Origin of the sequence: Rhodococcus sp. T9N (assembly GCF_024436645.1) — a bacterium.
Classification (GTDB): Bacteria; Actinomycetota; Actinomycetes; order Mycobacteriales; family Mycobacteriaceae; genus Rhodococcus_F; species Rhodococcus_F qingshengii.
Genome location: NZ_JAMSKS010000026.1, coordinates 22,776 through 48,930, shown reverse-complemented (window position 1 = coordinate 48,930; position 26,155 = coordinate 22,776). Strand labels below are relative to the sequence as shown.

General features: G+C 64.7%; 24 protein-coding genes. 17 read left to right on the top strand and 7 right to left on the bottom strand.

Annotation, left to right across the window (positions count from 1 at the left end):
• The first annotated feature begins 99 nt into the window (after positions 1-99).
• The gene (locus tag M1L53_RS29160) at positions 100-864 is read left to right on the top strand and encodes an acyltransferase (RefSeq protein WP_054187773.1); all 765 of its coding nucleotides are present in this window, start codon (positions 100-102) and stop codon (positions 862-864) included.
• A gap of 96 nt (positions 865-960) precedes the next feature.
• Positions 961-1,596: a maleylpyruvate isomerase family mycothiol-dependent enzyme gene (locus M1L53_RS29155; protein ID WP_042926126.1), complete on the top strand. Its 636-nt coding sequence runs from the start codon at positions 961-963 to the stop codon at positions 1,594-1,596.
• Positions 1,597-1,614: 18 nt separating this feature from the next.
• Here M1L53_RS29155 and M1L53_RS29150 read toward each other — a convergent pair whose 3' ends face one another.
• Genes M1L53_RS29150 through M1L53_RS29140 form a run of 3 tightly spaced genes read right to left on the bottom strand, consistent with a single transcriptional unit; the run spans position 1,615 to position 5,191 of the window.
• Positions 1,615-2,859: a glycosyltransferase family 4 protein gene (locus M1L53_RS29150; protein WP_003944732.1), complete on the bottom strand. Its 1,245-nt coding sequence runs from the start codon at positions 2,857-2,859 to the stop codon at positions 1,615-1,617.
• Positions 2,856-4,382, bottom strand: coding sequence for a glycoside hydrolase family 57 protein (locus tag M1L53_RS29145; protein WP_054187795.1), 1,527 nt, complete (start codon positions 4,380-4,382; stop codon positions 2,856-2,858). The genes M1L53_RS29150 and M1L53_RS29145 overlap by 4 nt, the downstream gene beginning before the upstream one ends.
• Positions 4,383-4,411: 29 nt before the next feature.
• Positions 4,412-5,191: a bifunctional 2-polyprenyl-6-hydroxyphenol methylase/3-demethylubiquinol 3-O-methyltransferase UbiG gene (locus tag M1L53_RS29140; RefSeq protein ID WP_042451468.1), complete on the bottom strand. Its 780-nt coding sequence runs from the start codon at positions 5,189-5,191 to the stop codon at positions 4,412-4,414.
• Positions 5,192-5,462: 271 nt separating this feature from the next.
• Between M1L53_RS29140 and M1L53_RS29135 the strand changes: the two genes are divergently transcribed.
• From M1L53_RS29135 to M1L53_RS29095, 9 genes are all read left to right on the top strand, one after another.
• A complete protein-coding gene (locus M1L53_RS29135) occupies positions 5,463-6,263 on the top strand; it encodes an electron transfer flavoprotein subunit beta/FixA family protein (protein WP_003944754.1) in 801 nt (266 codons plus the stop codon).
• A 48-nt stretch (positions 6,264-6,311) separates the two neighbouring features.
• Complete coding sequence (locus M1L53_RS29130; protein WP_003944698.1) at positions 6,312-7,268, top strand: electron transfer flavoprotein subunit alpha/FixB family protein; 957 nt, start codon at positions 6,312-6,314, stop codon at positions 7,266-7,268.
• A gap of 135 nt (positions 7,269-7,403) precedes the next feature.
• Positions 7,404-8,240 carry a GNAT family N-acetyltransferase gene (locus M1L53_RS29125; protein ID WP_003944707.1) on the top strand — a complete coding sequence of 279 codons (837 nt, stop codon included), beginning with the start codon at positions 7,404-7,406 and terminating at the stop codon, positions 8,238-8,240.
• Positions 8,240-9,139 (top strand): 1-acyl-sn-glycerol-3-phosphate acyltransferase, encoded by a 900-nt coding sequence (locus M1L53_RS29120; protein WP_007729400.1) that lies wholly within the window; start codon positions 8,240-8,242, stop codon positions 9,137-9,139. Before M1L53_RS29125 ends, M1L53_RS29120 begins: the two co-directional genes overlap by 1 nt.
• Positions 9,140-9,191: 52 nt before the next feature.
• Positions 9,192-10,421 (top strand): cysteine desulfurase family protein, encoded by a 1,230-nt coding sequence (locus tag M1L53_RS29115; protein ID WP_019747909.1) that lies wholly within the window; start codon positions 9,192-9,194, stop codon positions 10,419-10,421.
• Positions 10,421-11,533, top strand: a complete 1,113-nt coding sequence (gene mnmA / locus M1L53_RS29110; RefSeq protein ID WP_042447455.1) for a tRNA 2-thiouridine(34) synthase MnmA — start codon at positions 10,421-10,423, stop codon at positions 11,531-11,533. The genes M1L53_RS29115 and mnmA overlap by 1 nt, the downstream gene beginning before the upstream one ends.
• Entirely contained in the window at positions 11,530-12,552 is a 1,023-nt protein-coding gene (locus M1L53_RS29105; protein WP_042447454.1) for a methionine synthase, read from the top strand. The genes mnmA and M1L53_RS29105 overlap by 4 nt, the downstream gene beginning before the upstream one ends.
• A gap of 81 nt (positions 12,553-12,633) precedes the next feature.
• Positions 12,634-14,715: an NAD-dependent DNA ligase LigA gene (gene ligA / locus M1L53_RS29100; RefSeq protein ID WP_007729389.1), complete on the top strand. Its 2,082-nt coding sequence runs from the start codon at positions 12,634-12,636 to the stop codon at positions 14,713-14,715.
• Between the two features lie 47 nt (positions 14,716-14,762).
• On the top strand, positions 14,763-15,251 hold the full coding sequence (locus M1L53_RS29095; protein WP_003944764.1) for a GNAT family N-acetyltransferase: 489 nt from the start codon (positions 14,763-14,765) through the stop codon (positions 15,249-15,251).
• A 13-nt stretch (positions 15,252-15,264) separates the two neighbouring features.
• Here the strand turns inward: M1L53_RS29095 and M1L53_RS29090 are convergent, their stop codons facing one another.
• A complete protein-coding gene (locus tag M1L53_RS29090) occupies positions 15,265-15,915 on the bottom strand; it encodes an amino acid-binding protein (protein WP_003944719.1) in 651 nt (216 codons plus the stop codon).
• 280 nt (positions 15,916-16,195) lie between these two features.
• On the opposite strand from M1L53_RS29090, the gene gatC reads away from it, so the two are divergent.
• On the top strand, positions 16,196-16,495 hold the full coding sequence (gene gatC / locus M1L53_RS29085; protein WP_003944747.1) for an Asp-tRNA(Asn)/Glu-tRNA(Gln) amidotransferase subunit GatC: 300 nt from the start codon (positions 16,196-16,198) through the stop codon (positions 16,493-16,495).
• Positions 16,492-17,970, top strand: coding sequence for an Asp-tRNA(Asn)/Glu-tRNA(Gln) amidotransferase subunit GatA (gene gatA, locus M1L53_RS29080; RefSeq protein WP_007729384.1), 1,479 nt, complete (start codon positions 16,492-16,494; stop codon positions 17,968-17,970). The genes gatC and gatA overlap by 4 nt, the downstream gene beginning before the upstream one ends.
• Before the next feature lie 57 nt (positions 17,971-18,027).
• Here the strand turns inward: gatA and M1L53_RS29075 are convergent, their stop codons facing one another.
• Both M1L53_RS29075 and M1L53_RS29070 read right to left on the bottom strand, forming a co-directional pair.
• Positions 18,028-19,428 carry an alpha/beta-hydrolase family protein gene (locus M1L53_RS29075; protein ID WP_054187772.1) on the bottom strand — a complete coding sequence of 467 codons (1,401 nt, stop codon included), beginning with the start codon at positions 19,426-19,428 and terminating at the stop codon, positions 18,028-18,030.
• Positions 19,425-20,099, bottom strand: a complete 675-nt coding sequence (locus tag M1L53_RS29070) for a membrane protein (RefSeq protein ID WP_039973090.1) — start codon at positions 20,097-20,099, stop codon at positions 19,425-19,427. Before M1L53_RS29070 ends, M1L53_RS29075 begins: the two co-directional genes overlap by 4 nt.
• 164 nt (positions 20,100-20,263) lie before the next feature.
• Here M1L53_RS29070 and M1L53_RS29065 point away from each other — a divergent pair, with 164 nt between their 5' ends.
• The 4 genes from M1L53_RS29065 to gatB all read left to right on the top strand — a co-directional run bounded on the left by M1L53_RS29065 (position 20,264) and on the right by gatB (position 24,894).
• Positions 20,264-21,538 (top strand): sensor histidine kinase, encoded by a 1,275-nt coding sequence (locus tag M1L53_RS29065; RefSeq protein ID WP_054187771.1) that lies wholly within the window; start codon positions 20,264-20,266, stop codon positions 21,536-21,538.
• A gap of 9 nt (positions 21,539-21,547) precedes the next feature.
• The gene (locus tag M1L53_RS29060) at positions 21,548-22,210 is read left to right on the top strand and encodes a response regulator transcription factor (protein ID WP_054187770.1); all 663 of its coding nucleotides are present in this window, start codon (positions 21,548-21,550) and stop codon (positions 22,208-22,210) included.
• Between the two features lie 115 nt (positions 22,211-22,325).
• On the top strand, positions 22,326-23,357 hold the full coding sequence (locus M1L53_RS29055; protein ID WP_019747919.1) for an ATP-dependent 6-phosphofructokinase: 1,032 nt from the start codon (positions 22,326-22,328) through the stop codon (positions 23,355-23,357).
• A 25-nt stretch (positions 23,358-23,382) separates the two neighbouring features.
• Entirely contained in the window at positions 23,383-24,894 is a 1,512-nt protein-coding gene (gatB, locus tag M1L53_RS29050; protein WP_007729370.1) for an Asp-tRNA(Asn)/Glu-tRNA(Gln) amidotransferase subunit GatB, read from the top strand.
• Positions 24,895-24,982: 88 nt separating this feature from the next.
• On the opposite strand, the gene M1L53_RS29045 is transcribed toward gatB, so the two are convergent.
• Positions 24,983-26,029 (bottom strand): NAD(P)-dependent alcohol dehydrogenase, encoded by a 1,047-nt coding sequence (locus M1L53_RS29045; protein ID WP_042447438.1) that lies wholly within the window; start codon positions 26,027-26,029, stop codon positions 24,983-24,985.
• Positions 26,030-26,155 lie beyond the last annotated feature (126 nt).

Sequence of the window (26,155 nt, the reverse complement as noted above, 5' to 3'; positions counted from 1 at the left end):
TAACTGCACAAGCCCGGACCAGAGACTATCCCGACCGGGGCAACGTGACGGGGCACACCCCGAGGGTCGGTGAGTCGGCCCCACGTAGGCTGAACACTCATGACGAGCATGTGGGGCGCACCGTTGCGCACTCGATGGCGGGGATCACGCCGAGGCGACACCGATCAGGCCAAGTTCTTGACGGTCGATTCCCTCAAATGGGTTCTGGCGAACAAGGCGTACACACCCTGGTATCTGGTGCGGTACTACCGTCTCGCCAAGTTCAAGATGGCCAACCCGCACGTGATCCTGCGCGGCATGGTGTTCCTCGGCAAGAACGTCGAAATCCATTCGACCCCCGACCTGTCCCGCCTCGAGATCGGGCGCTGGGTACACATCGGCGACGGCAACGCGATCCGTTGCCACGAAGGTTCGCTGCGCATCGGCGACAAGGTCGTCTTCGGCAAGGACAACGTCGTCAACACCTACCTCGACATCGAAATCGGTGCGTCGACGCTCGTAGCCGACTGGTGCTACATCTGCGATTTCGACCACCGCATGGACGACATCAACACACCGATCAAGGACCAGGGCATCGTCAAGGGCCCCGTCCGTATCGGCCCGGACACCTGGGTGGCAGCGAAGGTCACCGTGCTGCGAAATACTCGCGTCGGACGCGGTTGTGTCCTCGGGGCGCACGCCGTCGTCAAAGGCGACATCCCGGACTACAGCATCGCGGTCGGCTCGCCCGCGAAGGCGGTCAAGAACCGCAAGTCCGATTGGGAAGCCGGCGCTGCCGATCGCGCGAAGTACATCGCGGCGCTCGAAGACATCGCGCGCAAGAAGGCCGCCGCAGACGCTGCCGACGCGTCGTCGACGTCGTAGCTCATTTTCCGCAGAACCAGCGATTACTTTCGGCGCCGCCACCGGTCTGTATCGGTATCGGCGCCGAAAGTCTGCGCCGGTGAAAGGAGTGCCGACATGAGCGAACAGACACCCGAATGGGTCGTGGCGCAGCGCCGCGAACTGGTGGGATTTCTCGAAGGCCTGAGCACGGAGCAGTGGAACGCGCCGACCCTGTGCGAGGGGTGGCGGGTCCGCGAAGTGATCGCGCACATCACCATGCCCTACCGATACTCGGCGCCGCGATTCGTCGTGGAAATGGTCAAGTCACGCGGAAACTTCAACAAGATGTCAAACCGGCGAGCGCTCGCCGATGCGTCGGAAGTCGGTGAGCGACAACTGCTTGCCTCGCTTCGCGACAATGTTGCACACCCGTGGAAGCCTCCAGGCGGCGGCTTCGAGGGTGCGCTCTCGCACGACGTGATCCACGGTCAGGACATTCGCGTGGCACTCGGCGACGACTACGTGGTGCCCGAAGACCGGCTCACTCGCGTGCTCAGCGGACTCTCGCCCAAAACCCTGAAGTATTTCGGAACTGACCTCGACGGCGCTCGGTTGCGCGCCGACGACCGAGACTGGACGTACGGTGCCGGCGCCGAGGTTCACGGGGCGGCGCAGGATCTCCTGCTCGTGCTGTGCGGCCGGATGCTGCCACCAGGCCATCTGCTCGGGGATGCGAGTTCTCGTTTCACCGCGCCACTCCCGACCCCCTGAGATCAGCACAAAGCGAGCTCAGCGACCGGGCAGCGGACGCTCGGGGATCTGCGGACGGGCCAACGGCTGTCGCACCCGACGCTTCGCGCCCGCGTAGACGTGAGCAGTCTCCTCGGCGACCTGATGCCAGTCGAAGTCCGATGTCAGGCGTGCGCGGGCGGCCACTGCCCGTTCCTGTGCCCCGGCGGGATCGTCGAGTACCTCGCGGACAGCCGAGGTGAGCCCGGCGATGTCGCCCGGTTGGAAGGACATCCCCGTCACCCCGTCGACGACGGCTTCGCCCAGTCCGCCTGCGGTGGACGTGATCAGCGGAGTGCCGGCCGCCGCCGCTTCGAGGGCGATGATCCCGAACGGCTCGTAGCGCGACGGCAGGACGATGGCGTCCGCTCCGTGCAGCCAGCTGAGCAGTTCCGTGTGATCGAGGTTGCCGAGAAAGTCCACCGCCCGCGCGACGCGGTGCGTGCGTGCCTGTTGGTAGAGCCAGGTGAACTGGGTGCCTTCGCCCGCGATCGCGAGGGTCGTGCCGGGGTGGCTACGACGGATTCGGGGGAGTGCTGCGATGGCGTCCTGCACGCCCTTCTCGTATTCCAGGCGGCCGACAAAGAGGAGTTTCGGCGGTCCGGATCGCGGTCCACGTTCGCGAAAGTTCCACGTGGTCACGTCGATTCCGTTGCGGATGACGGTGATCGGCGGCAGCGTCGGGCCGTAGAGCTCGGTCACTTCTTCCTGCATGGACGCCGAACAAGTTATGAGAGAGTCGGATTCGTTTGCCAGCCACCACTCGACGGAGTGGACCTGGCGGTTGATGCGTCCGGAGATCCAGCCGCTGTGGCGACCCGCCTCGGTGGCGTGAAGTGTGGAAACCAGTGGGACATCATAGAATTCGGCCAGGGCGATCGCCGGATGTGCGACCAGCCAGTCGTGCGCGTGCACGACGTCGGGCTGCCAGCCCTCGCCCACTCCTGGCTTGTGCAGCGCCATCCCGGCACGGACCATCGCGTGACCCATCGCGAGGGTCCACGCGAGCATGTCCTCGCCGAAGACGAAGTGCGCGGGGTCCTCGGCCACTGCGACGACAAGGACGCCCTCGGAAATGTGCGTGATCGTCGGGTGCGTCGACGCATCCGTTCCGGAGGGGCGACGCGAGAGAACCACGACCTCGTGGCCTGCAGCAGCCAACTCGGTGGCGAGATGGTGGACGTGTCGACCGAGCCCGCCGACGACGACCGGTGGGTACTCCCACGAGACGATGAGAATTTTCACGACGGACTCAGTTCTGTGTCAGGTAGACGGCGAGCATCCAGTCCCGGGAACAACCCGTCGGCGCGATTCCAGCCTTCGGCGAGTCGCACGGCGACGGCATCGCGGCCGGAAACGAGCGCTTCGGAGATTTCCCTGGTCGCATGGGCGTGCTTGTGCGCACGTTCGCGGGCGTACCCCGCGGCCGAATCCTTGCTCACCATGAATGCCCAATCGCTCGAAACTGTCATCAGTGTCTCGCGAAGTACCTGATCGTTGACCCGGTTTCGCAGTTCCGGTCGTCCGGGTGCGTTGTCGCGTCCGCGAGACTTGTCCACGGTGCCGAGCGCGGTCTCCACCACTTCGGAGTTCAGTTGCACCAGGTCGGACACCTGATCGCCAGCCCAGACACGCCAGTCCTTACCCGATCCCCAGGACGAATCCTCGAGTTGAACGGGTTCGCCGACGTATCCCGATGCCTTGGCGTCGGCGAGGGTGCCGACGCGAATTCCGGCCTCGGGAAGCGCGCGCAGGAGTTTTTCGAGCCACTGCGGACCTTCGTGCCACCAGTGCCCGAACAGTTCGGTGTCGAAAGCTGCGACCACGAGGGCGTCGCGGCCGATGCGGGTGGATTCACTGCGCAGACGCGCCCGAACGGTTTCGACGAAGTCGGCAACATGCTTGTCGACGGCGGCCGCAGCGAGTTCGGGGTCGTACGGCAACTTGTCGGCGGAGTCGACGGTCCGTCCGGTGACTCGCGACGGCTTGAGACCCGTCTCGTGGTCGTAGGTGTGGAAGTCGCGGTAGGCGGCGTGACCCGGATATCCGGACTTGGGGGACCAGACCCGGTAGCTGACCTGCAGGTCGCGGCCGAATGCAACCACGTCGGATTCTCGAACCGGGCGGCCGAGGGACGTGTCGCCGCGCAAGGCGGGGCCGTCGACCATGAAGTGGGTGACGCCCGCTTCGGCGTACCCGCGCTCCATGCCCGGGGTGTACCCGCACTCAGGTCCCCAGATCCCGGTCGGAGTGTGATTCCACCGGGCATGCGCGTCGGCGAGACCTTCGCGGAGGGAGAACGCCCGCAAGCGAGGATCGAGCAGCGGTTGGAACGGGTGGGCCAGCGGCCCGCCGAGAAGCTCGAAGGCCTCGCGATCGATGAGGTCGCGGAACACCGGTGAGGCGCCGTGCTGCCAGTGAGTCTCGAAATCTGCGAGAGCGGCAGCTGACGCCCGGTGTTCGCGCGCGCCGAGTTCGCGGTGCGCCGCGTCCGGCATGCCGGCAGCCTCGTGGGCGCGGATCTGCCAGTTGCCGAGCCAGTGATGCATCCCGGCGAGGCAGTGGGGATCGTCCAACTGGGCCGCGAGTACGGGCGTGATTCCCAGCGTCAGCAGGTGCGATCGGCCCTCGTCGGCCAGGCGTCGTAGCGCGGCGGCGAGCGGAATGTACGACGCAGCCCAGGACTGGTAGATCCATTCCTCGCCGACTGGCCATCTGCCGTGGTTGGCGAGCCACGGCAGATGGGAGTGCAGAACCAGGGCGAACATCCCCGGTTCGGTGACGGGTGTTGCGTTACTCACTCGCCGGTTTCCTTCACGGCAATAGCGACGAGGTCGAGGCTGTCGTCGATGTCGGGTTCGCTGATGCTGAAGTCGTCGACGGTGATGCCCTCGACGTCGCGGGTGAGATCTTCCGGCCAGGGCTCGCCGGCCAACGCGCGGTCGATCTGCGCATTGATGAACGATCCGCCGTGCTTGGCGTCGAGTTCCTTCAGGCGCGAACCGTGATGGACGCCGGTCATCAACTGAACGCGGAATCCGGCGTCTTCGAGCAATTCGGTCATTTCGGAGGCGTTGAGCTCACGAGTGTGGAAAGGGTTGAGCGGCGTGTCGCGGCCGGGGGAGAAGGTGATCCGGTTGGGGGTGCTGATCAGAAGTTCACCGCCGGGAGCGAGAACTCGGAAGCATTCGCGTAGGAACTGACCCTGATCCCACAGGTGCTCGATCACCTGGAAATTGACGACGACGTCAACCGAGTTGTCCGCCAGTGGAAGCTCGGCGAGGTTGCCGTGGAGCATCTCGACGCGGGGGTAGCGGGCACGGACGTGCTCGACCGCGGAGATGTCGTAGTCGAGGCCGGTAACCTTTGTTGCGACGTCCGCAATCATGTTGGCGCCGTAGCCTTCTCCGGAACCGGCCTCGAGGACTCGGCGGTCCGTGCAGCGCTCCAGAAGTGCGCGGTACACCACTTCGTGGCGTCGGAACCAGTAGTTCTCCTCGGGGATTCCTGGCACGGTTCGTTCGCCCGTCAAGGGCAGGGGTGCGTCCTCGTGGTTGCTGACACTCGTTTCACTCACCCGTGCGAGATTAGTGCCATCCGAGTAGAACGTGTTCGCCGTGGTCCAGATCACTGCTGTCAATTCCTGTTCGTGCCGTTATGGTGGACGAGGTTCCACGTTAAGTTACCCACCGGTAACTTAACGTGGGGTAATCTAACGCACAGCCGACGTGAACCGAGAAATTCGCCCGTAGGGAGACCTGTCGGACTCTCTTTTCGGACGCTCGGACTGCGCGAGCACCACAGACGATTTATCAGGTGAATTACACACAGGAGGTCGACGAAGACCCATGACGAATATCGTTGTTTTGATCAAGCAGGTCCCCGACACATGGTCCGAGCGCAAGCTGACCGACGGCGACTACACGCTTGACCGTGAAGCCGCCGACGCAGTCCTCGACGAGATCAACGAGCGCTCCGTCGAAGAAGCACTCCTCATCAAGGAAGCTCAGGGCGGTGAGGTAACGGTGCTGTCCGCAGGTCCCGACCGCGCCACCGACGCTATCCGCAAGGCTCTCTCGATGGGCGCCGACAAGGCCGTCCACATCAACGACCCGGCACTGCACGGCTCCGACGCGATCCAGACCGCATGGACGCTCGCTGCTGCTCTCGGACAGATCACCTTCGAGAACGACGAGCCTGCCGACCTGATCATCGCCGGCAACGAGGCCACCGACGGCCGCGTCGGCGCTGTTCCGGCCATCATCGCCGAGTACCTGGGCATCCCGCAGCTCACGCAGCTGCGCAAGGTCGTCGTCGCCGACGGCAAGATCACCGGTGAGCGCGAGACCGACGAGGGCGTCTTCGGCCTCGAGGCTTCGCTGCCCGCGATCGTCTCGGTCACCGAGAAGATCAACGAGCCGCGCTTCCCGTCCTTCAAGGGCATCATGGCCGCGAAGAAGAAGGAAGTTCTCGTCTACACGCTGGCCGACCTCGGAGTCGACCCGGAGACCGTCGGAGTTGCCAACGCCGGCACCACCGTGACGTCCTCCACCCCCAAGCCCCCCCGTACCGCTGGTGAGCGCATCGTCGACGAGGGAGACGGTGGCACCAAGATTGCCGCGTACCTCGTCAGCAACAAGGTCATCTGATCGCGCCCTTCTAGACATCCAGCAGAAGAACTCAGGGAGAGTTAAGTCATGGCAGAAGTACTTGTGCTCGTAGAGCACGCAGAGGGTGCGCTGAAGAAGGTCAGCACCGAACTCATCACCGCTGCACGCGCACTCGGTGAGCCGTCGGCAGTTGTCGCCGGCCCCGCGGGCACCGCAGCAAAGCTCGCCGACGCTCTGGCAGCAGCCGGCGCCGAGAAGATCTACGTCGCCGAGTCCGACGACATCGACGGCTACCTCGTCACCCCCAAGGTCGACGTTCTCGCCGCTCTGGTCGAGTCCACCAGCCCGGCAGCAGTCATCACCGCAGCCGGCACCGAGGGCAAAGAGGTTGCCGGTCGTCTGGCCGCACGTCTGGGCTCCGGACTGCTGACCGACGTCATCGAGATCAAGGCTGACGGCACCGGCGTCCACTCCATCTTCGGTGGCGCGTTCACCGTCGAAGCCAAGGCCAACGGCGACGTTCCCGTCTACTCGGTTCGTCCGGGCGCAGTCGAGGCTGCTCCGCAGGCCGGCGCAGGCGAGCAGATCACCGTCGAGGTTCCGGCCCAGGACGAGAGTGCCGTCAAGGTCACCTCGCGTGAGCCCATCGTCGGCGGCGACCGCCCGGAGCTCACCGAGGCGTCGGTTGTCGTCTCCGGTGGACGTGGTGTCGGCAGCGCGGACAAGTTCTCCGTCGTCGAAGAGCTGGCCGACTCCCTCGGCGCTGCAGTCGGTGCTTCACGTGCCGCTGTGGACTCGGGTTACTACCCCGGACAGTTCCAGGTCGGTCAGACCGGTAAGACGGTCTCGCCGCAGCTGTACATCGCGCTCGGCATTTCCGGTGCCATCCAGCACCGTGCCGGCATGCAGACGTCCAAGACCATCGTCGCGGTCAACAAGGACGAAGAGGCACCCATCTTCGAGATCGCCGACTTCGGCATCGTGGGCGACCTGTTCAACGTCGCACCGCAGCTCACCGAAGCTGTGAAGTCCCACAAGGGCTGAAAAGCACAAACTGCTGTGCGCCTTTATCAACCCCCCGCGGTTGATAAAGGCGCACAGTGCTTTATTCACCCGGCCTGCATCGGCATGTCACTTCGTCGATACCGAGACGCCGTTCGCGCTCGATAAACCTTGCGCATGACAATTACGTCAGTCCTTCGCTCCGCGAGTGACAATCTCGGCCGTGAGGTCGCCCAGCCGAGATATTCCCTGATCGTCTCCTCCGACCGCGAGCATCGTGTCGCTGCGCAGCGCCTTCGATACCGAGTGTTCGCCTCCGAGCCAGGCTTCTCCCTCCCCGCTTCGGCCGGGGTGTTCGAACTCGACGCCGACGCCTTCGACGAATTCTGTGATCATCTTCTCGTTCGCGACAACATCACCGAGGAGTACGTCGGCTGCTACCGAATGCTGCCGCCGGATTCCGCTGCGGCGGCCGGTGGGTATTACACCGCAACGGAATTCGACATCTCCGCGCTCGATCCGGTGGCGAACAGGATCGTCGAAATGGGTCGCGCGTGCGTCGATCCCGCTCACCGCACCGGATCCGTCCTGAGCCTGATGTGGTCGGGCATCCTGCACTATCTCGAATTGACCGGATACGAGTGGGTGATGGGCTGCGTCTCCGTGCCCGTCTTGCCGAGCCCCGATTCAATTGCCGGCGCCGATGTCCGCGGCGTCCGTGACTTCGTGATGAACAAGCACGCCAGTCCGGGGTCGCGGCGGGTGATCCCACGAAACCCGGTGGTCCTCGGGGGTCTGACGCTCGACGAGATCGCCGCACCGGAACGCGTGACGATGCCACCGTTGCTCCGTGGTTACTTGCGGATGGGCGCGATGATCTGCGGGGAACCTGCTCACGATCCCGAGTTCGGTGTGGCCGATTTTGTTGCGCTGCAAGGCCTTCACTCCGCCAACAAGCGCTACCTCGAACGGCTGCGATCGGCGGCCGCCGCACACGAGTCGGGGATCGGCTGATGACCGCGGCGGTGCCGTACTGGGTGCCGACGAGCCCCTGCGGCGACGGGTGCCTACCCGCGGACGCACCCGGTGTGTCGAGTATCACCGTGATGGCCCGCGGGGTCATGGTCGGTGCCGCACTGTTGACTGCGCCTGTGCTTTCGGCCGGCTGGCTCCTCCCGCGCACCTGGCGTACTGAGATGCAACGCGGATACTCGCGCGCGTTGCTTCGTTGTCTGGGGATGAAGCTGACGGTCGACGATCAGCGGTTGGGGCGCGCGGAACCTGACGGGGTCATGGTTGTCGCCGGTCACGTGTCCTGGACCGACGTCCTCGTCGCGAGCGCCGTTGCTCCGGCCAACTTCGTCGCCCGCGCCGACCTGCTCGACTGGGCAGTGCTCGGCGGTCTCGCGCGCCGGATGCGCGTCGTCCCCATCGACCGCGCTCGCCTGCGTGAACTCCCCGGAACCGTCGACGTCGTTCGCGAACGCCTGCAGCGAGGTGTCCGGGTGATGGTGTTTCCCGAGGGGACGACCTGGTGCGGGCGGGCGTACGGCGGTTTTCGTCCGGCGATGTTCCAAGCAGCCGTCGACGCCGAATGCCCGGTTCAGCCGATGGCGATCCGCTACGAGAACGCCGACGGTTCCCTGTGCACCGGACCCTGCTTTGTCGGCACCGAAACGATCGGTCAGTCCATCCGTCGGATCCTGCGTCAGAAGAACGTCGAGGTGAAGGTCAGGCTGGCTCCGCTCGAGGAGGCAGGGGAGTGTCGAGCCGATCTCGCGCAGCGATGCGAGAGAGCCGTACGCGGCGTCGACATCATCGATCTGGCAGCTCACGACATCTTCGACCCCGCACCGGAACTCGTGACACAAGCCGTGGGACAAATCGATCCTTCCCCGGCGATGAGCGCTTAGCCTGCTGAGCGAGGCTGGTCGAACTCTCGTGCTGGGCTATCCTTGTCAAGCCATGACTCTGCCTGCACACAGTGCCCACGCCGGATTTCCGGTGTACCTCGATCATGCCGCCACGACTCCGATGTCGGCAGCCGCTATCGAGGCGATGACCGATACCTTCAAAACCGTGGGCAACGCGTCCTCGCTGCACGGCTCCGGCCGTGCGGCCCGGCGCCGCGTCGAGGAATCGCGCGAATCGATCGCCGCCAGCTTGGGTGCGCGGCCGTCGGAGGTCATCTTCACCTCCGGAGGCACCGAGAGCGACAATCTCGCGGTCAAGGGCATCTACTGGGCTCGCCGTGACGCAGACCCGCGACGCACTCGCATCCTGGCCAGCTCCGTCGAGCATCATGCTGTGCTCGACGCCGTCGAGTGGCTCGAGCAGCACGAGGGCGCGCGCGTGACGTGGTTGCCGGTCGACGAGAACGGTGTCGTCGATCCGCAGACCTTGCGTGACGAGCTTTCCGTCCACGCCGACGAGGTAGCACTCGTGACGGTGATGTGGGCCAACAACGAGGTCGGCTCGATCATGCCGATCGTGGAGTTGGCGGAGATTTCGGCTGAGTTCGAGATTCCGATGCACAGCGACGCGGTTCAGGCAGTTGCACAATTGCCGGTCGATTTCGCGGCGAGCAAATTGTCCGCGCTGAGCATCGCGGCGCACAAGTTCGGTGGTCCGCACGGCGTCGGCGCACTGCTGCTCGGACGCCAGGTTCCGTGTGTGCCGCTCCTTCACGGCGGCGGACACGAACGTGATCTGCGTTCGGGCACTCCGGATACTGCGGGCGTTGTCGGGATGGCTGCGGCGCTGCGCGCAAACGTCGAGAACTTCGATTCCAGCACAAGGGAATTGGCGCAGTTGCGTGACCGTTTGATCGACGGAGTCCTGGAGATCCTTCCCGAGTCGGTGCTCAACGGCCCGACCGGTTCCGATCGGCTTCCCGGTAACGCGCACTTCACCTTCCCCGGTTGCGAGGGCGATTCGTTGCTGATGCTGCTCGACGCTGCCGGTATCGAATGTTCCACCGGTTCGGCCTGCACCGCCGGTGTGGCCAGAGCCAGCCATGTCTTGATCGCGATGGGCGTCGAATCGCCCGTCGCGCGTGGCTCACTGAGATTTTCGCTCGGACATACGTCGAGTGTCACCGATGTGGACGCGCTCATCGCTGCGCTTCCACAAGTAGTAGAGCGCGCTCGGGCCGCCGGTCTTGCCGGTGCCGGTTCGCGTGGAGGGGATCGCTGATGCGAGTACTCGCAGCCATGAGCGGAGGTGTCGACTCCGCTGTCGCCGCCGCCCGCGCTGTCGCCGCCGGACACGACGTCGTCGGCGTTCATCTTGCTTTGTCCACGGCGCCGGGCGCATTGCGGACGGGTTCGCGTGGATGCTGCTCGAAGGAAGATGCCGGCGACGCCAGGCGCGCCGCCGACGTTCTCGGAATACCCTTCTACGTCTGGGATTTCGCCGATCGCTTCAAGGAAGACGTGATCGACGACTTCGTGGCGTCGTACGCAGCGGGTGAGACCCCCAATCCGTGCCTGCGCTGCAACGAGAAGATCAAGTTCACCGCACTCGCCGACCGTGCAGTCGCTCTCGGCTTCGACGCCGTGGCGACCGGTCACTACGCGCGCCTCGAAGACGGCGTCCTGCGCCGGGCGGTCGACGCTGACAAGGACCAGTCGTATGTCCTCGGTGTGCTGACGGCTGAGCAGCTTTCGCGAGCGATGTTCCCGATCGGTGACACACCGAAAGAACAGATCCGCGAGGAAGCCGCCGAGCGCGGTCTGGCTGTGGCGAACAAGCCTGACAGTCACGACATCTGCTTCATCCCGACCGGCGACACACGAGCATTCCTGGGTGCGCGCATCGGCGTTCGTCCGGGAAGCGTCGTCGACGCCGATTCGGGTGAAGTCCTCGCTGCACACGACGGCGTACACGGCTTCACGATCGGACAGCGCAAGGGTCTCGGCGTCGAGGGTCCGGCGGGTGACGGCCGTCCGCGGTACGTGACCGCGATCGAGCCCGAAACCGGAACGGTCCGAGTGGGTTCGGCCAAGAATCTCGACGTCTGGGCCATCTCGGCGCAGCGTGCGATCTGGACCTCGGGCCAGGCGCCGGAGGGCCCCGTCGAATGCATGGTGCAGGTTCGTGCGCACGGTGGACTGGCGCAGGCTGTTGCGGAGGCCGTCGACGACGGTACTTCAAGCGGCGGTATCTCGATCTCGTTGCGCGAACCACTGACCGGCGTCGCAAAGGGACAGGCCGTCGTGTTGTATCGCCCCGACCGCGAACTGGGCGACCAGGTTCTCGGCAGTGGCACCATCTCGGGCACCGAATCCGAGCCGAACACACTGTGACGCAGCAGGTTTCCATCGGTGGTCTCGTCACCGGAATCGGATCCTGGCCGGGCACGGATGCCCGCGAAAGTGCCGCAACCATCCTCGGTGAGCTGGGTGGTTTCCCGCATCTGGTGGAGTTGCCGAGCCGCGGTCTCGGCGCTGACATGGTCGGCCGGGCGGGGGCAATTCTGGTCGACATCAACCTCGACGCCTCGACCCGTGCCTATCGAGTCGTGCCTCGGAGGGGCAATGTCGCGAAGCGAGCCGAGGACTTTCTGAATCAGGATCTCGACGCGCTCGAGGAAGCCTGGGAGTCGGCGCGCTTGGTCGGCGAAGACCACGTCGTCAAGCTCCAGGTCGCCGGCCCGCTGACACTCGGCGCCGAGATCGAAGTCGCAAACGGTTCGCGAGTTCTCGTCGACCGCGGTGCGCTCCGCGACGTCGCAGAATCACTCGGTGAGGGTCTCGCGCGTCATGCGGCCGAGGTCACTCGCCGCACCGGCGCCGCAGTGGTGATTCAGTTGGACGAGCCGCAGATCGCGGCAGTTCTGGCCGGTTCGCTGCCTGGGCGCACCAAGATGGAGAGCGTTCCGGCACTGCCGGAACCCGAGGCACTCGCCGTACTCGACTCGACGATCAGCGGTTGCGGACTGCCCACAATCGTCCACAGTTGCGGCACAGACATGCCGTGGGATCTACTGAGGCGAAGCCAGGCGTTCGGCGTGAGCTTCGACATGTCGCTCATCGGCTCACGCGATCTCGACGGTATCGGCCAGTTGTTCGACGCCGGCAAGGAATTGGCGCTCGGTCTGGTTCCGTCCGCCCCGCCGGAAAAGCCGGTGACGTGGAAAGAGTGTGCGATGCCCGCCGTCACACTGGTAGATCGTCTCGGCTTCTCTCGTGAACTCCTGCAGACCCAGGTCGCGGTCACTCCACGTTGCGGTCTTTCGGGTGCGAACCTCGACTGGGCTCGTGCCGCACTTCGGCTGTGTACAGACGTCGGCAAGGCATTGGTGGACGATCCGTCGGCGTTCTAGTGTGTGCGTTCCGATGTGGAGTCGTGTGGTGTGTCGGTGTGAACCGATAATCTTCTAGCTGTGACTGAAACCGCGGATGCAATGCAGCCAGCGCCCAACGAGGCGCGCGAGCAGTGGACGGAGCTGGCCGAAGAGGTACGCCAGCATCAGTTCCGCTACTACGTTCGTGATGCGCCCGTCATTTCGGACGGTGCATTCGACACATTGCTCGGGCAGCTCAATGCTCTCGAAGAGCAGTACCCGGATCTGCGAACTCCCGACTCTCCGACGCAACTCGTCGGTGGCGGATTCGCGACGGACTTCACGTCCGTCGACCACCTCGAGCGGATGCTCAGCCTCGACAACGTCTTCGACGAGTCGGAGCTCCGAGCATGGATCGCCAAGGTAGAGCAGGAAACCGGGCCGGAACTGCACTATCTCTGTGAAGTGAAAATCGATGGTGTCGCCCTCAATCTCGTCTACGAGAACGGCAAACTCGTTCGTGCCGCAACCCGCGGTGACGGTCGTACGGGCGAGCTGGTCACGCTCAACGCTCTGACGATCAACGACATCCCGGAGCGCCTTACCGCCACGGACGAGTACCCGATTCCGAGCCTGCTCGAGGTGCGTGGCGAGGTGTTCTTCCGCCTCGAGGACTTCGCAGCACTCAATGCCTCCCTGGTGGAGGAGGGTAAGGCGCCGTTCGCCAATCCGCGCAACTCCGCGGCGGGCTCCCTGCGTCAGAAGAATCCTGCCGTCACCGCGCGTCGCCGCCTCGGAATGATCTGCCACGGGTTCGGGCGCATGGAAGGTTTCGAGCCGGCCTCGCAGTACGACGCCTACGTGGCCCTCGCCGCCTGGGGTCTGCCGGTGTCCACGCACACGTCGCGGGTGGTCGGCGCCGACGCCGTGGTCGAGAAGATGAAGTACTGGGGAGAACACCGCCACGACGTCGAGCACGAGATCGACGGGTTGGTGGTCAAGGTCGACGAGATGTCGTTACATCGACGTCTGGGCACCACGTCGCGCGCACCACGGTGGGCGATCGCGTACAAGTACCCGCCGGAAGAGGTCACGACCAAGCTCCTCGACATCCGGGTCAGCGTCGGACGTACGGGTCGTGTGACGCCGTTCGCGTACATGGAACCCGTCACGGTGGCGGGTTCCACTGTGTCCTTGGCCACGCTGCACAACGGCTCGGAGGTCAAGCGCAAGGGTGTGCTGATCGGCGACACCGTGGTGTTGCGCAAGGCCGGAGACGTCATCCCCGAGGTTCTCGGTCCCGTGGCAGACGTTCGTGACGGTACCGAGCGCGAATTCGTCATGCCGACGCATTGTCCCGAGTGCGGCACGTTGTTGGCACCCGCGAAAGAGGGCGACGTCGACGTGCGATGCCCCAATCAGCAGTACTGCCCGGCGCAGTTGCGCGAGCGCGTGTTCCACGTCTCGGGGCGCGGTGCATTCGACATCGAGGTGCTCGGTTACGAAGCCGCGACCGGGCTGTTGGAGGCGAAGGTCATCGGCGACGAGGGCGATCTCTTCTCACTCGACGCCGAGAAACTGATCGAAGTTCCGATCTTCCGCACCAATGCGGGATCCCTGTCCGCCAACGGAAAACGCTTGCTGGCCAACCTGGATTCGGCCAAGGACAAGCCGCTGTGGAGAGTGCTTGTGGCACTGTCGATTCGGCACGTCGGCCCCACTGCCGCGAGGGCGTTGGCCGGCGAATTCGGCTCGCTGCAACGCATTCGGGAAGCTTCGGTCGACGAGTTGGCTGCAGTCGACGGCGTCGGATCGACTATCGCCGCCGCCGTCGTGGAGTGGTTCTCCGTCGACTGGCACCAGCAGATCGTCGACAAGTGGGCGTCGGCCGGAGTACGCATGGAGGACGAACGCGACGATTCGATTCCGCGCAATCTCGAGGGCCTCTCGATCGTCGTCACCGGTTCGCTCGAGACCTACTCGCGTGATCAGGCGAAGGAAGCGATTCTGGTGCGCGGCGGCAAGGCTGCAGGGTCGGTCTCGAAGAAGACTGCGTTTGTCGTCGTCGGTGAAGCGCCCGGTTCCAAGCACGACAAGGCGGTCGAATTGGGTGTGCCGGTGCTCGACGAAGACGGCTTCCGGCGGTTGCTCGAAGATGGCCCGGATGCGGTCGCTCCCACCGATTTGGACGAACCAGAATGACTTTGTCCGATTTCTGAGATTGGTGTGCTGGGTGCGATAGTGACGCCATGATCGAGATTCGTGAAGTTCTACCGGCTGAGTTCGAGACCGTCGGGGAGCTGACTGTGCAGTCGTACGTGGGTGGCGGATTTGTCGCCGGCGGATCGCCGTACGCGGAGCGCCTGCGAGACACCGCAACTCGGGTGGAGCAGGGCCGGGTGCTGGTTGCGGTTCTCGGTGACGAAGTCGTGGGCTCGTTGACGATCGCAGAACCCGGCACGCCCTTCGCGGATGTTGCGCAGAAGGGCGAACTCGAGTTCCGCATGCTCGCAGTCTCGCCGCAAGCTCGGGGATCGGGCGCCGGAACCGCATTGGTTCGCGCAGTGATCGCCGAAGCCTACGACCGCGGCGATCACTCGGTGGTCATCTCGACGCAGCCCGAGATGGTCGATGCCCGTCGTATCTACGACCGCAACGGTTTCGTCCCCGATCCCGAGCGGGCGTGGGAGCCGATTCGCGGTATGGAACTGACCGTCATGGTTCGCGGCCTGGCCTGATCAGCCAGCCTGGTCAACCCAGTACCGTCGCCACGATTCCTGCGAGGTAGCCGAGGCGGGCTATCTCCGAAGGGCGGAATTCGGGCCCACCGGGACGACCGAGCATGAGGACTCGATTGCCGGAGCCGAGAGGTGCGGCAGCGAGGCTGGTGTTCATGTCGCGCCATACGTCCGGAACCCAGTCGGCCTCGCCGTCGAGGGCGGTGGGCTTGTCCAGTGGCATCCACGGAATGTCGGTGGCGTGGGTTTCCGGCGCGCCGGCGCTACCGACGACGCGGTACGCACCGTGCTTGCCGATGTCCGCGACGACGCACCAGCCGACTCGCAGTACACGCGGCGCGCCGTCGACGAGGACCTGTAGTCGATCGTTTCGGGCCGTCGCAACGGAATCTATGAGTTCGAGCTCACGGTGAGTGTCGAGAATCCCGGCGTAGGGGCGGATCGAATCGACCAGCACGTCCGGTAGATGCTCGGCAGCGGTGATCAAGGTGTCGGGCAGCGCGCCCGGTTCGACGTCGACCACGAGGTCGTCGATGGCAAAACCGTCACCTCGTTCCACGACGTCGAGGGAGAGGATGTCTGCGCCCACGGATCCGAGAGCTACGGCGAGCGCGCCGAGGCTGCCTGGTCGATCGGGCAGTTGGACGCGAAGCAGGTACGACACGTGCGTGCCTTTCGCTGATCGGTTCTCGCCCGGATCACGTCGACCCGGGCCTGACTCATCTTTGCACTTGCCCAACCTGCGATGGTGGGCGCCGCGGGGGCGTCACGCCAGATGCACATGCTTGTCACACGAGCGAAACACACTGCGGGCTTTCGGCGTGGCGATCGACACAGTGAGCGTGCTCGTCGTTCGATACAGCGGGCGTGCTTACAGGTCTGTCGCGGCGAGCAACTAGGCTGGACCGGCAATGTTCACGTCCTCTTCCGAAAGGGGCCCCGCGGTGCCTGCCATCTCCCGTGACGAGGTCGCGCACCTCGCGCGGCTGTCCAGACTCGCCCTGTCCGATGCCGAACTCGACGAGTTCGCCGGTCAGTTGGATTCGATTCTCAACCACGTCAAGGTGGTCACCGAGGTTGCGGCCGACGACGTCCCGCCCATGGCGAATCCCAATGCCGTCACCAACGTGACGCGCCCCGACGTGATCGTGCCCGGGTTGACCCCCGAGCAGGCATTGTCCGGAGCACCCGCAGTCGAACAGGATCGCTTTGCGGTTCCGCAGATCCTTGGAGAGGGCGAATGACCGATCTGACCACGCTGGACGCCGCTGAGCTGGCCGGCAAGATCCACTCGCGTGAGGTGTCCTCCGTAGAGGTCACGCAGGCGCATCTCGACCGCATCGCGGCCGTCGACACCGAGTACCACGCCTTCCTGCACGTTGCAGGCGAACAGGCTCTCGAAGCCGCCGCAGCAGTGGACAACTCGCTCGCAGGCGGAAACGAACCTGCTTCGGCACTCGCCGGCGTTCCGATCGCGTTGAAGGACATCTTCACCACGACGGACATGCCGACCACCTGTGCGTCGAAGATTCTCGAAGGCTGGGTCGCGCCGTACGACGCGACTCTGACCTCCAAGCTGCGCGCTGCCGGCATCCCGATCCTCGGCAAGACGAACCTCGACGAGTTCGCGATGGGCTCTTCGACCGAGAACTCGGCCTTCGGCCCGACGCGTAACCCGTGGGACGTCACCCGCATCCCCGGTGGCTCGGGCGGCGGTAGCGCAGCGGCGCTCGCGTCCCGTCAGGCCCCGCTGGCCATCGGCACTGACACCGGCGGTTCGATCCGTCAGCCCGCTGCGGTCACCGCGACGGTCGGAACCAAGCCGACGTACGGAACTGTCTCACGCTTCGGACTCGTCGCGTGCGCGTCCTCGCTCGATCAGGGCGGTCCCTGTGGCCGCACCGTGCTCGACACCGCTCTGCTGCACGAGGTCATCGCCGGGCACGATCCGCGTGACTCCACGTCCATCGACGCCCCCGTGCGTCCGGTGGTCGCTGCGGCACGTGAAGGTGCAGCCGGCGACCTGCGCGGCGTCAAAGTCGGTGTGGTCAAGGAACTTCACTCCGACAGCTACCAGCCCGGCGTCATCGCTTCCTTCGACGCTGCTGTCGAGCAACTCAAGGCTTTGGGCGCCGAAGTTGTCGAGGTTTCGTGCCCGAGCTTCGAGCATGCGCTCGCGTCGTACTACCTGGTGCTGCCCAGTGAGGTCTCGTCCAACCTGGCTCGCTTCGACGCCATGCGCTACGGACTGCGTGTCGACGACGGCAACATGAGTGCCGACCAGGTCATGGCGGCAACCCGCGCCGCCGGTTTCGGTCCGGAGGTCAAGCGCCGCATCATGATCGGTACCTACGCACTGTCCTCGGGATACTACGACGCCTACTACGGTTCGGCGCTCAAGGTTCGTACGCTCATCGCGCGCGATTTCGACAAGGCCTACGAGAAGGTGGACGTACTGGTCTCGCCGACCAGCCCATTCACGCCGTGGAAGTTGGGGGAGAAGGTCGGCGATCCGTTGGCCATGTACCTCTCCGACCTGTGCACGCTGCCGACCAACCTGGCCGGACACTGCGCGATGTCGGTGCCCTCGGGCCTGTCCGCGGACGACAACCTGCCGGTGGGCTTGCAGATCATGGCGCCCGCCATGGCTGACGAGCGCCTCTACCGTGTCGGTGCCGCCTACGAAGCAGCTCGCGGCCCGATCGCGACTGCAGTCTGACCTGTTTGCTGTGCGCCTTTATTAACCCCCCGCGGTTAATAAAGGCGCACAGCAGTTTCAGGAGCAAGTTCTCAGGGCCGTCCCCTGATCGGTTCCGTAGCGATGGCCGTGACCGGCGGGGACACCGAGCGAACCGAGCATGTCGACGGTGGTCTGCAAGAACGTGACACCCGGGATCCACTGCGGGATCGGTGCATCTTGCACGGCACGGCTCAGATCCGGTTTCTGTGTCGCGAGGGCAGGCGACCACCACACCACCGGGTCGGAAGTGTTCGCGAGGACGGTTGCGCCGTCCGTTCGTGTCGCGCCGGCCGGGGGACCTGCCCACAACACGTCGCACGCGGTGGTGGGACTGCCCTCGGACAAAGCCTCGGTCAGTGCGGCGCTGCCGCCGACCGCGCCGAGGCTCTGTCCGTAGAGGAACAGGTCCGGTCGATCCTCGGCGGGCATAGCGGCAATGTGGCTGCCGACGGCGGTGAACAGAGCGGTTGCCGATTCTTCGGCATCGTCGCGGCTGAACAGGAATGTCGCCCAACTGGGTGCGTCGGAGTATTGCTGCCCGACTATTGCGACGTCGCCGCCGAACCGTTGCTCGATACCGGCGACTGCATGCGTGTCGATCCACCCCGATCCGGTCGGAACGGCCACTACGACGCTGTTGCGGGCAAAGCCGCCGACGCGATCGAGTTCGCTCACCGCGAGAGCGGCACGTGATGCAGTGTCGGGTGCCGAATCCAAACCGGCGTAGACACGCACCGAGTCTTCGCCTGCTGCGACGAATTTGCGTCCCTCCGCCCCCATCGACGTCCACGAGATGAGAGATTCGGGGCTGCCTGACACAGAGGCCGAAAGTGGCTGTGTCAGAGCGGTGTCGATGTACGCGTTGGACTTGTCGAACGAATCGGCGAGGCCGTTCCACACGACGGGACCGACTACCAACTGCACCCCGAGAACACCCATGACCAGTGCGCCGACGCTCCGCGCGAAACCCATCCACCGCAGCGCCTTCGAAATTCCGATCCCGATGCCCCAGAGACCAAGTGCGGTCAGTGCTGCAATGCAACCCGCCTCCGCCCAGTGGAGAAGTCCGGCAGACGGTGCGCCCATCGCCGCTCGCAACGAGTTCTGCCAACCGGCGGCGGCGAACATCGCAACTGCGGTGCCGGCAGTCGACAACCCGAACGCGGTGATGCGCCAATGACGTTCGTCGAATCGGGCCTTGACCCGGTCGGGGACGAGCCGACGGGCTACCGCGGAGAACGCCCACATCGCCAGTAGTCCGGCCGCGACGAGCAGACCGCTGAACACCCCTTGTAGTACGGCTGATCGCGGCAGGAGTCCGGGAGCCAGCGAGATGGCGGACATCGCTGCCACGGCGACGCTCGTGGACACGCGGGGGAGTGCGAGCGCCCCGACTCGGGCGAGGACGGGGGTCCGTGACGCATTCAGAACGCTCATGCTGCAATCGCTTTCGGGGAGTAGGAGAACTCGTTCGACGGGTCGAGGCGCCGCGATCGCATCAGGGTGAAGCCGAAGGCGGAGACTGCCAGAACACCGGCCGTGCCGTAACCGAATCCCGATTCCGCGACCGGCGTCAGATAGCTTTGGCGCCAGGAGTTTCCGTTCACAGCCGTGACGGCTACATCGGCCATCGCGAAGCAATACCCTCGTGAGAGAAAGGACGTGCGGTCTTCACACGCGGCATGCATTCGCTGGTCGAGCTGACCGTCGAGGACCTGACGTGCCCACGGCCCCAGTTCCGTTCCGTGCGAATGCGCGTAGCGGAGTAGGTCGTAGCCGAGATCGTGCGCTTTGCAGGCCGAGTCGAATTCGTCGGGAAGTGGGACCGGCGACGAGCAGTCGCCGTGGGGATTGGCGAGGTATCCGTCGACGACGGCGGGGGTGTAACCGGCGAATGCCGCAAAGTCCGCCGGGATGGTGGTCGCAGCGTCAGCGGCATCCGCAGTAGTCACGGTGGCGATCGCCCTGGATGCGTTCGAATTCTCGGTGCGCGGCGACTGGGCTCCGCTCGCTCCGGCAGTGACCGTGATCGCTGCCGTTGCAGCCAGCGCCAGGGCCGCCCAGGTGCCGGCGCTTCGAGAGATGTCTTTCACCCGTGTGATCCGCATGCCGTTCACGCTATGAACGGACAATCCTGGCGGTCATCGCTCTGTGGAGGGGTTCTCCGACGCGCATTCGGGTGAGAATTCCCTCCCCTGTGATACCTCGGAGGTAGGGGGATCTCACTCTGCAGTATGAGGACTTTCGGGGTTCGCCTTCATAGGCTTGACGAGTGATCAAGGTCCGTAGGAAGAACAAGGGTGCACCGGATGTGCCCGCGCCGACATACGCCACCGCCGGGTCGATGCTGTCCGGCCTCGACGGGGCGGTCGTTCATTCGGAGAAAGTGCGTCGGGCAACCAGTTTCGTGGCCCGCGGTCAGTTCTGGAACATCGTCATCGTAGCGATCACTCTGATCCTCTATTCGATTGCCTGGCCGACACTGCAACTGACGCATCATGTTTCGCCGCCGATCATGCCCTTCGTCGCCGCGTTGGCTGCATTTCCGTTCGTCCTGATCCGGATCAACGCTCCGTTGGGGTGGGCGGTGTCGGCGGTCTCGGCGTTGATCATCCCGTTGGTGTTCGACAACACTCCCGGTTACGACTACCCGTGGCAGGTCGTCCACATCATCGTGCTGATGTCGTTGCTGGCCGCAGTGAGTCTGCGGGCGCCCATTCAGGTTGTCGGTGTCGCCTGGATCGCCACGGTGCTGCTCTTTCTCGGCAACGCCCCGGGAAGCGACGGCGCCGGTTGGGCTGTCGGGCTGAGTGCCCTGGTCGTCTTCTGCCTGTTGATCCGCTGGTTGGTCCTCTCGCGCCGCCAGTTGGCCAAGCAGGAGGAAGTCAGCGAACTCGAACGCACTCGACGCACGATCCTCGAGGAGAAGGCGCGGATCGCGCGCGACTTGCACGACATCGTGGCCCACCACATGTCGATGGTGGTCGTGCAAGCTCAGAGTGCGCCGTACAGACTCGATGCAGTCACTCCGGAGATCCGAACCGAATTCGAATCGATAAGTGAGACAGGGCGAGCAGCGCTCAACGAGATTCGTGGTCTCCTCGGAGTACTGCGCAGCGACGGGGACCACATGGTGACAGCTCCGCAACCGGGCGTCGACCAGTTGGACGAACTGTTGCTCGGCAGTACCCGTGCCGGTTTGCCGGTATCGTGGCGAGTCGACGGCGATCGAGCGTCGGTCTCGGAATCCACGGGCCTTGCGCTCTACCGGATCATTCAGGAGTCGATCACCAACGCGGCCAGGCATTCGCCAGGCGGACCCATTGAGGTCGCCGTGGCCTTCGGTCCGCAATCGGTGAGCGCGCTCGTGAACAACGGACCTTCGCCATTGGGTGGCAATCAGCACTCGGCGTCGGAAACCACTGGTGGCAACGGAATCCGCGGAATGCGTGAGCGGGCTTCGGCGGTGGGCGGCATGCTGTTGGCAAACCGGCGCGAGGACGGAGGGTTCGAGGTCCGGGCCGAGTTGCCGTCGGTGCCCGCCTAGGCTGTCCGAGTGCCCATCACAGTATTCATCGCAGACGACCAGGCGATGGTTCGACAAGGGTTCGGAGCCCTACTCTCCGCCCAGCCCGACATCAGCGTGATCGGCGATGCGCCGGACGGCAAGATCGCCGTCGCCGAGGTCGCGCGATTGCGTCCGGATGTGGTCTTGATGGATGTTCGCATGCCCGAGATGAACGGACTCGACGCTGCCCGCCAGATTCTGTCCGCCGGATGGGAACCGCCGGTGCGAGTCCTCATGCTCACCACTTTCGACATCGACGACTACGTCTACGAGGCCCTGAGCGTCGGAGCGAGCGGTTTCATGCTCAAGGACGCACCGGCTGAGGAGCTGATTCGGGCGGTACGCGTCGTTGCCGAAGGGCAGGCTTTGCTGGCGCCGACGGTGACTCGGCGTCTGATTGCCGATGTGACCAGCCGGCGGGCGGCCCCGCGCGCACGGCCCGAAGCGCTGGACGCCCTGACCCCGCGTGAGCGCGAGGTCCTCGAACTGATCGCCCGCGGATTGTCCAACGTCGAGATCGCCGAGCGGCTGTTCGTCGCCGAGCAGACCGTCAAGACCCATGTCGGAAAGGTGCTGTCGAAGCTCGATCTGCGCGATCGCGCCCAGGCAGTCGTGTTGGCGTACGAAAGCGGGCTCGTCACGCCGGGTTAGGGGTCCCGTGCGGCGCGGCGTTGCGGCTCGGCAACGCCGCTATCCTGCGGCAATACCGTGACTGGGGGAAGATGGACACCAAGATCCACAATCCGGTCACGAGAGGTGCTGCACTATGCGAATCGGAATCCTCACGGGCGGCGGCGACTGCCCGGGCTTGAACGCGGTCATCCGCGCCGTCGTACGTACGTCGGCCGGTCGTTACGGCAGTACCGTGGTCGGATTCCGGGACGGCTGGCGAGGATTGCTCGAGGACCGCAAGGTCCCGCTCGACTCCGATGACCGCATCAACCGCATCCTCACCCGCGGCGGCACGATCCTCGGCACCGCTCGCGTGAACCCCGACAAACTCCGTGCGGGCCTCGATCAGATCAAGCAGACTCTCGACGACAACGGGATCGACGTCCTGATCCCGATCGGCGGCGAAGGCACTCTCACCGCGGCCAGTTGGCTTTCCGAGAGTGGCGTACCCGTGATCGGTGTGCCCAAGACGATCGACAACGACATCGACTGCACTGACGTAACTTTCGGTTTCGACACCGCCTTGGCTGTCGCCACCGACGCCATCGACAGGCTCCACACCACGGCCGAATCGCACCAGCGCGTCATGCTCGTCGAGGTCATGGGCCGGCATGCGGGCTGGATCGCGCTGCAGGCCGGACTGGCGTCGGGGGCACACCTGACTCTGGTTCCGGAACAGCCGTTCGACGTCGACGAGGTGTGCGCGATGGTCAAGAAGCGCTTCCAGCGTGGCGACTCCCACTTCATCTGCGTCGTGGCTGAAGGTGCGATGCCCGATCCCGCGTCGATGACCCTGCGCGAAGGTGGCATAGACGAGTTCGGCCACAAGATCTTCACCGGTGTCGCGCAGCAGCTCGGAAACGAGATCGAGCGCCGGATCGGCAAGGAAGTTCGCACCACCGTCCTCGGGCACATTCAGCGCGGTGGCACCCCGACGCCGCACGACCGCATCCTCGCCACTCGCTTCGGCGTTCATGCCACCGACGCAGCTCACCGCGGAGATTTCGGTCAGATGGTCGCGTTGCACGGAACGTCCATCGACCTCGTTCCGCTCGCCGAGGCGACCCGCAAACTCAAGACGGTGCCCAAGGAGCGCTACGAGGAGGCAGCCGCATTCTTCGGCTGAGCCGCAGACGCATAAACTGATCACCATGACTGCTGTCGATGCGCCCGACATCCTCGATTACGACGAAGTACTGACCAAGTATGAGCCTGTGATGGGTATGGAGGTGCACGTAGAACTCGGCACCGCGACCAAGATGTTCTGCCCGTGCCCCACCGAGTTCGGTGCCGAACCCAATACCCAGGTGTGCCCGGTCTGTCTGGGCATGCCCGGTTCGTTGCCGGTGGTGAACGCAGCCGCTGTCGAGTCCGCGATCCGGATCGGCCTTGCGCTCAACTGCTCCATCACGCCGTGGGGCCGATTCGCACGCAAGAACTACTTCTACCCGGATCAGCCGAAGAACTACCAGATCTCCCAGTACGACGAGCCGATCGCAACCGAGGGTTACCTCGACGTGATCCTCGACGACGGCACGACGTGGCGCGTCGAGATCGAGCGCGCCCACATGGAGGAGGACACCGGTAAGTCCCTCCACGTGGGTGGCGCTACCGGTCGTATCCACGGTGCCAGCCATTCGCTGCTCGACTACAACCGTGCGGGCGTTCCCTTGGTGGAGATCGTCACCAAGACCATCCACGGTGCCGGTGAGCGCGCCCCCGAGGTTGCTCGCGCGTACGTCACGGCGCTTCGTGATCTGCTGAAGTCCCTCGACGTCTCCGACGTCCGCATGGATCAGGGATCGATGCGCTGCGACGCCAACATCTCCCTCATGCCGATCGGTTCCACCGAACTGGGGACCCGCACCGAGACCAAGAACGTCAACTCCCTCAAGAGCGTCGAGGTCGCAGTTCGCTACGAAATGCGCCGTCAGGCAGCAGTTCTCGACGCCGGCGGTGAGGTCATCCAGGAGACCCGCCATTTCCAGGAAGGCGACGGCACCACCGCAGCGGGACGCCGGAAGGAAACGGCCGAGGACTACCGCTACTTCCCGGAACCGGATCTCGAGCCCGTCGCTCCGAGCGCCGAGTGGGTCGAAGAACTGCGCGGTACCTTGCCGGAGCTTCCCTGGATTCGCCGTGCGCGGATCCAGAAGGACTGGGGAATCTCCGACGAGGTCATGCGCGACCTCGTCAACGCCGGTGCCATCGATCTGGTGATCGCGACCACCGAGGCCGGTGCTTCGCCCGAGGCAGCGCGCTCCTGGTGGCTGTCCTACCTGTCACAGCAGGCGAACACCCGTGGCGTCGAACTCGGCGCTCTGCCGATCACCCCGGCGCAGGTTGCCCAGGTCGTAGCTCTCATCGACAGCGGCAAGCTCAACAACAAAGTGGCTCGCCAGGTCGTCGATCACGTCCTCGACGGCGAGGGTGACCCGGAGCAGGTTGTCGCGGCCCACCCGGAGTTGGTCGTCGAACGTGACGAAACCAAGCTCAAGGCAGCCGTCGACGAAGCGCTCGCAGCGAACCCCGACATCGCGGACAAGATTCGTAGTGGCAAGGTGCAGGCCGCCGGAAAGATCGTCGGCGACGTCATGAAGGCCACTCGTGGACAGGCAGACGCGGCTCGTGTGAAGGAACTTGTCATCGAGGCGTGCAGCTAGCGCACACTGAATTTCTGACACTGATGCCCGGCCGAATCGAATTCGGCCGGGCATCAGTGTTTTTCGCTGTCGTTTTGCCGCTGTCGGTCTACAGACCAGGGACCACAACCGCGCGGCCGCTGAGCGTTCCGGCGGCCAGTCGTCGATACGCTTCGGCGCCGTTGTCGAGACTGAAGGTCTCCACCGCGATGTCGAAGATGCCGGCGTGCGCCAGGTCGATCAATTCGATCAGCTCGTTGCGGGCACCCCAGTACGGAACTGTCACAGAAGCCTCGTAAGGACTTTGGAAGAACCCGACTTTGGCATGGGCCTGCCCGTCGCCGATCCCGACGATCGTGACGTCCGATCCGACGCCGGCGACAGCCATCGCGGTGTCGATGGTGGGCTGATAGCCGACGAAGTCGAGAACCAGTGCGGCGCCCTGACTTCCGGTGATCCTGCGGACGTTCTCGGCCGCGTCCTTGTCGGACAGAACCACTTCGTGAGCGCCTACCTTGGTTGCCAGTTCGAGCTTGTCCGCGCTCACGTCGAGTGCGATGACGGTTGCTGCCGAGAGGTGGCGGAGGAGTTGGATGGCGACATGGCCGAGACCGCCGGTACCGATGACGACGGCGTACGAGCCACCGCGAAGTTTCGGCAGTGAACGCTTGATCGCGTGATACGGAGTCAGACCGGCGTCGGTCAGCGGCACCGTCTTGACCGGATCGAGGTCGCCGATCGGGACGAGGTGGCGAGGTGAATCGACGATCATGAATTCGGCCAACGCGCCGGGTGCACCGAGACCAGGAGGATTGATGCCGAGTTCTTTTGCTCGAGAACAGTAGTTTTCGAGTCCTTGCGAGCAGTGCCAACAGCTGCCACAGCCCCAGGGTCCGTAGACGACGACATTGGTTCCGATGTCGAGCCCTTCGACGCCCTCGCCGACGGCGGCGACCCGGCCGGCGCCCTCGTGGCCGAGCGTGAGAGGAAGGCCGTAGGTGTACTGCTCCTCGGGCAGGCTCATGATGAAGTCGTCCGAGTGGCAGACGCCGGCAGCGGTGACTTCCAGGAGCACTTCACCTGGACCGGGCTCGGGTTTGGGAATCTCCGTGAGTTCGGGTTCTGCGCCGATTCTCGTGTACTGGATTGCCTTCATACCGACTCCTTTGTCGTGGTTGGGCCAACCGGTCCTGGCAAATGCGTGGTGTTTAGCCCCGCTAACAAAAGAGTACGCATCTGTGCATGTTCGGTCACGGGATCCGTGACCGAACAGACATGGCGG

Coding starts and splice junctions, on each gene's coding strand:
- M1L53_RS29160 (WP_054187773.1), top strand. CDS start 100: ATGACGAGCATGTGGGGCGCACCGTTGCGCACTCGATGGCGGGGATCA.
- M1L53_RS29155 (WP_042926126.1), top strand. CDS start 961: ATGAGCGAACAGACACCCGAATGGGTCGTGGCGCAGCGCCGCGAACTG.
- M1L53_RS29145 (WP_054187795.1), bottom strand. CDS start 4,382: ATGTTCGCCCTGGTTCTGCACTCCCATCTGCCGTGGCTCGCCAACCAC.
- M1L53_RS29135 (WP_003944754.1), top strand. CDS start 5,463: ATGACGAATATCGTTGTTTTGATCAAGCAGGTCCCCGACACATGGTCC.
- M1L53_RS29130 (WP_003944698.1), top strand. CDS start 6,312: ATGGCAGAAGTACTTGTGCTCGTAGAGCACGCAGAGGGTGCGCTGAAG.
- M1L53_RS29125 (WP_003944707.1), top strand. CDS start 7,404: ATGACAATTACGTCAGTCCTTCGCTCCGCGAGTGACAATCTCGGCCGT.
- M1L53_RS29120 (WP_007729400.1), top strand. CDS start 8,240: ATGACCGCGGCGGTGCCGTACTGGGTGCCGACGAGCCCCTGCGGCGAC.
- M1L53_RS29115 (WP_019747909.1), top strand. CDS start 9,192: ATGACTCTGCCTGCACACAGTGCCCACGCCGGATTTCCGGTGTACCTC.
- mnmA (WP_042447455.1), top strand. CDS start 10,421: ATGCGAGTACTCGCAGCCATGAGCGGAGGTGTCGACTCCGCTGTCGCC.
- ligA (WP_007729389.1), top strand. CDS start 12,634: ATGCAGCCAGCGCCCAACGAGGCGCGCGAGCAGTGGACGGAGCTGGCC.
- M1L53_RS29095 (WP_003944764.1), top strand. CDS start 14,763: ATGATCGAGATTCGTGAAGTTCTACCGGCTGAGTTCGAGACCGTCGGG.
- gatA (WP_007729384.1), top strand. CDS start 16,492: ATGACCGATCTGACCACGCTGGACGCCGCTGAGCTGGCCGGCAAGATC.
- M1L53_RS29075 (WP_054187772.1), bottom strand. CDS start 19,428: ATGAGCGTTCTGAATGCGTCACGGACCCCCGTCCTCGCCCGAGTCGGG.
- M1L53_RS29070 (WP_039973090.1), bottom strand. CDS start 20,099: ATGCGGATCACACGGGTGAAAGACATCTCTCGAAGCGCCGGCACCTGG.
- M1L53_RS29055 (WP_019747919.1), top strand. CDS start 22,326: ATGCGAATCGGAATCCTCACGGGCGGCGGCGACTGCCCGGGCTTGAAC.
- gatB (WP_007729370.1), top strand. CDS start 23,383: ATGACTGCTGTCGATGCGCCCGACATCCTCGATTACGACGAAGTACTG.
- M1L53_RS29045 (WP_042447438.1), bottom strand. CDS start 26,029: ATGAAGGCAATCCAGTACACGAGAATCGGCGCAGAACCCGAACTCACG.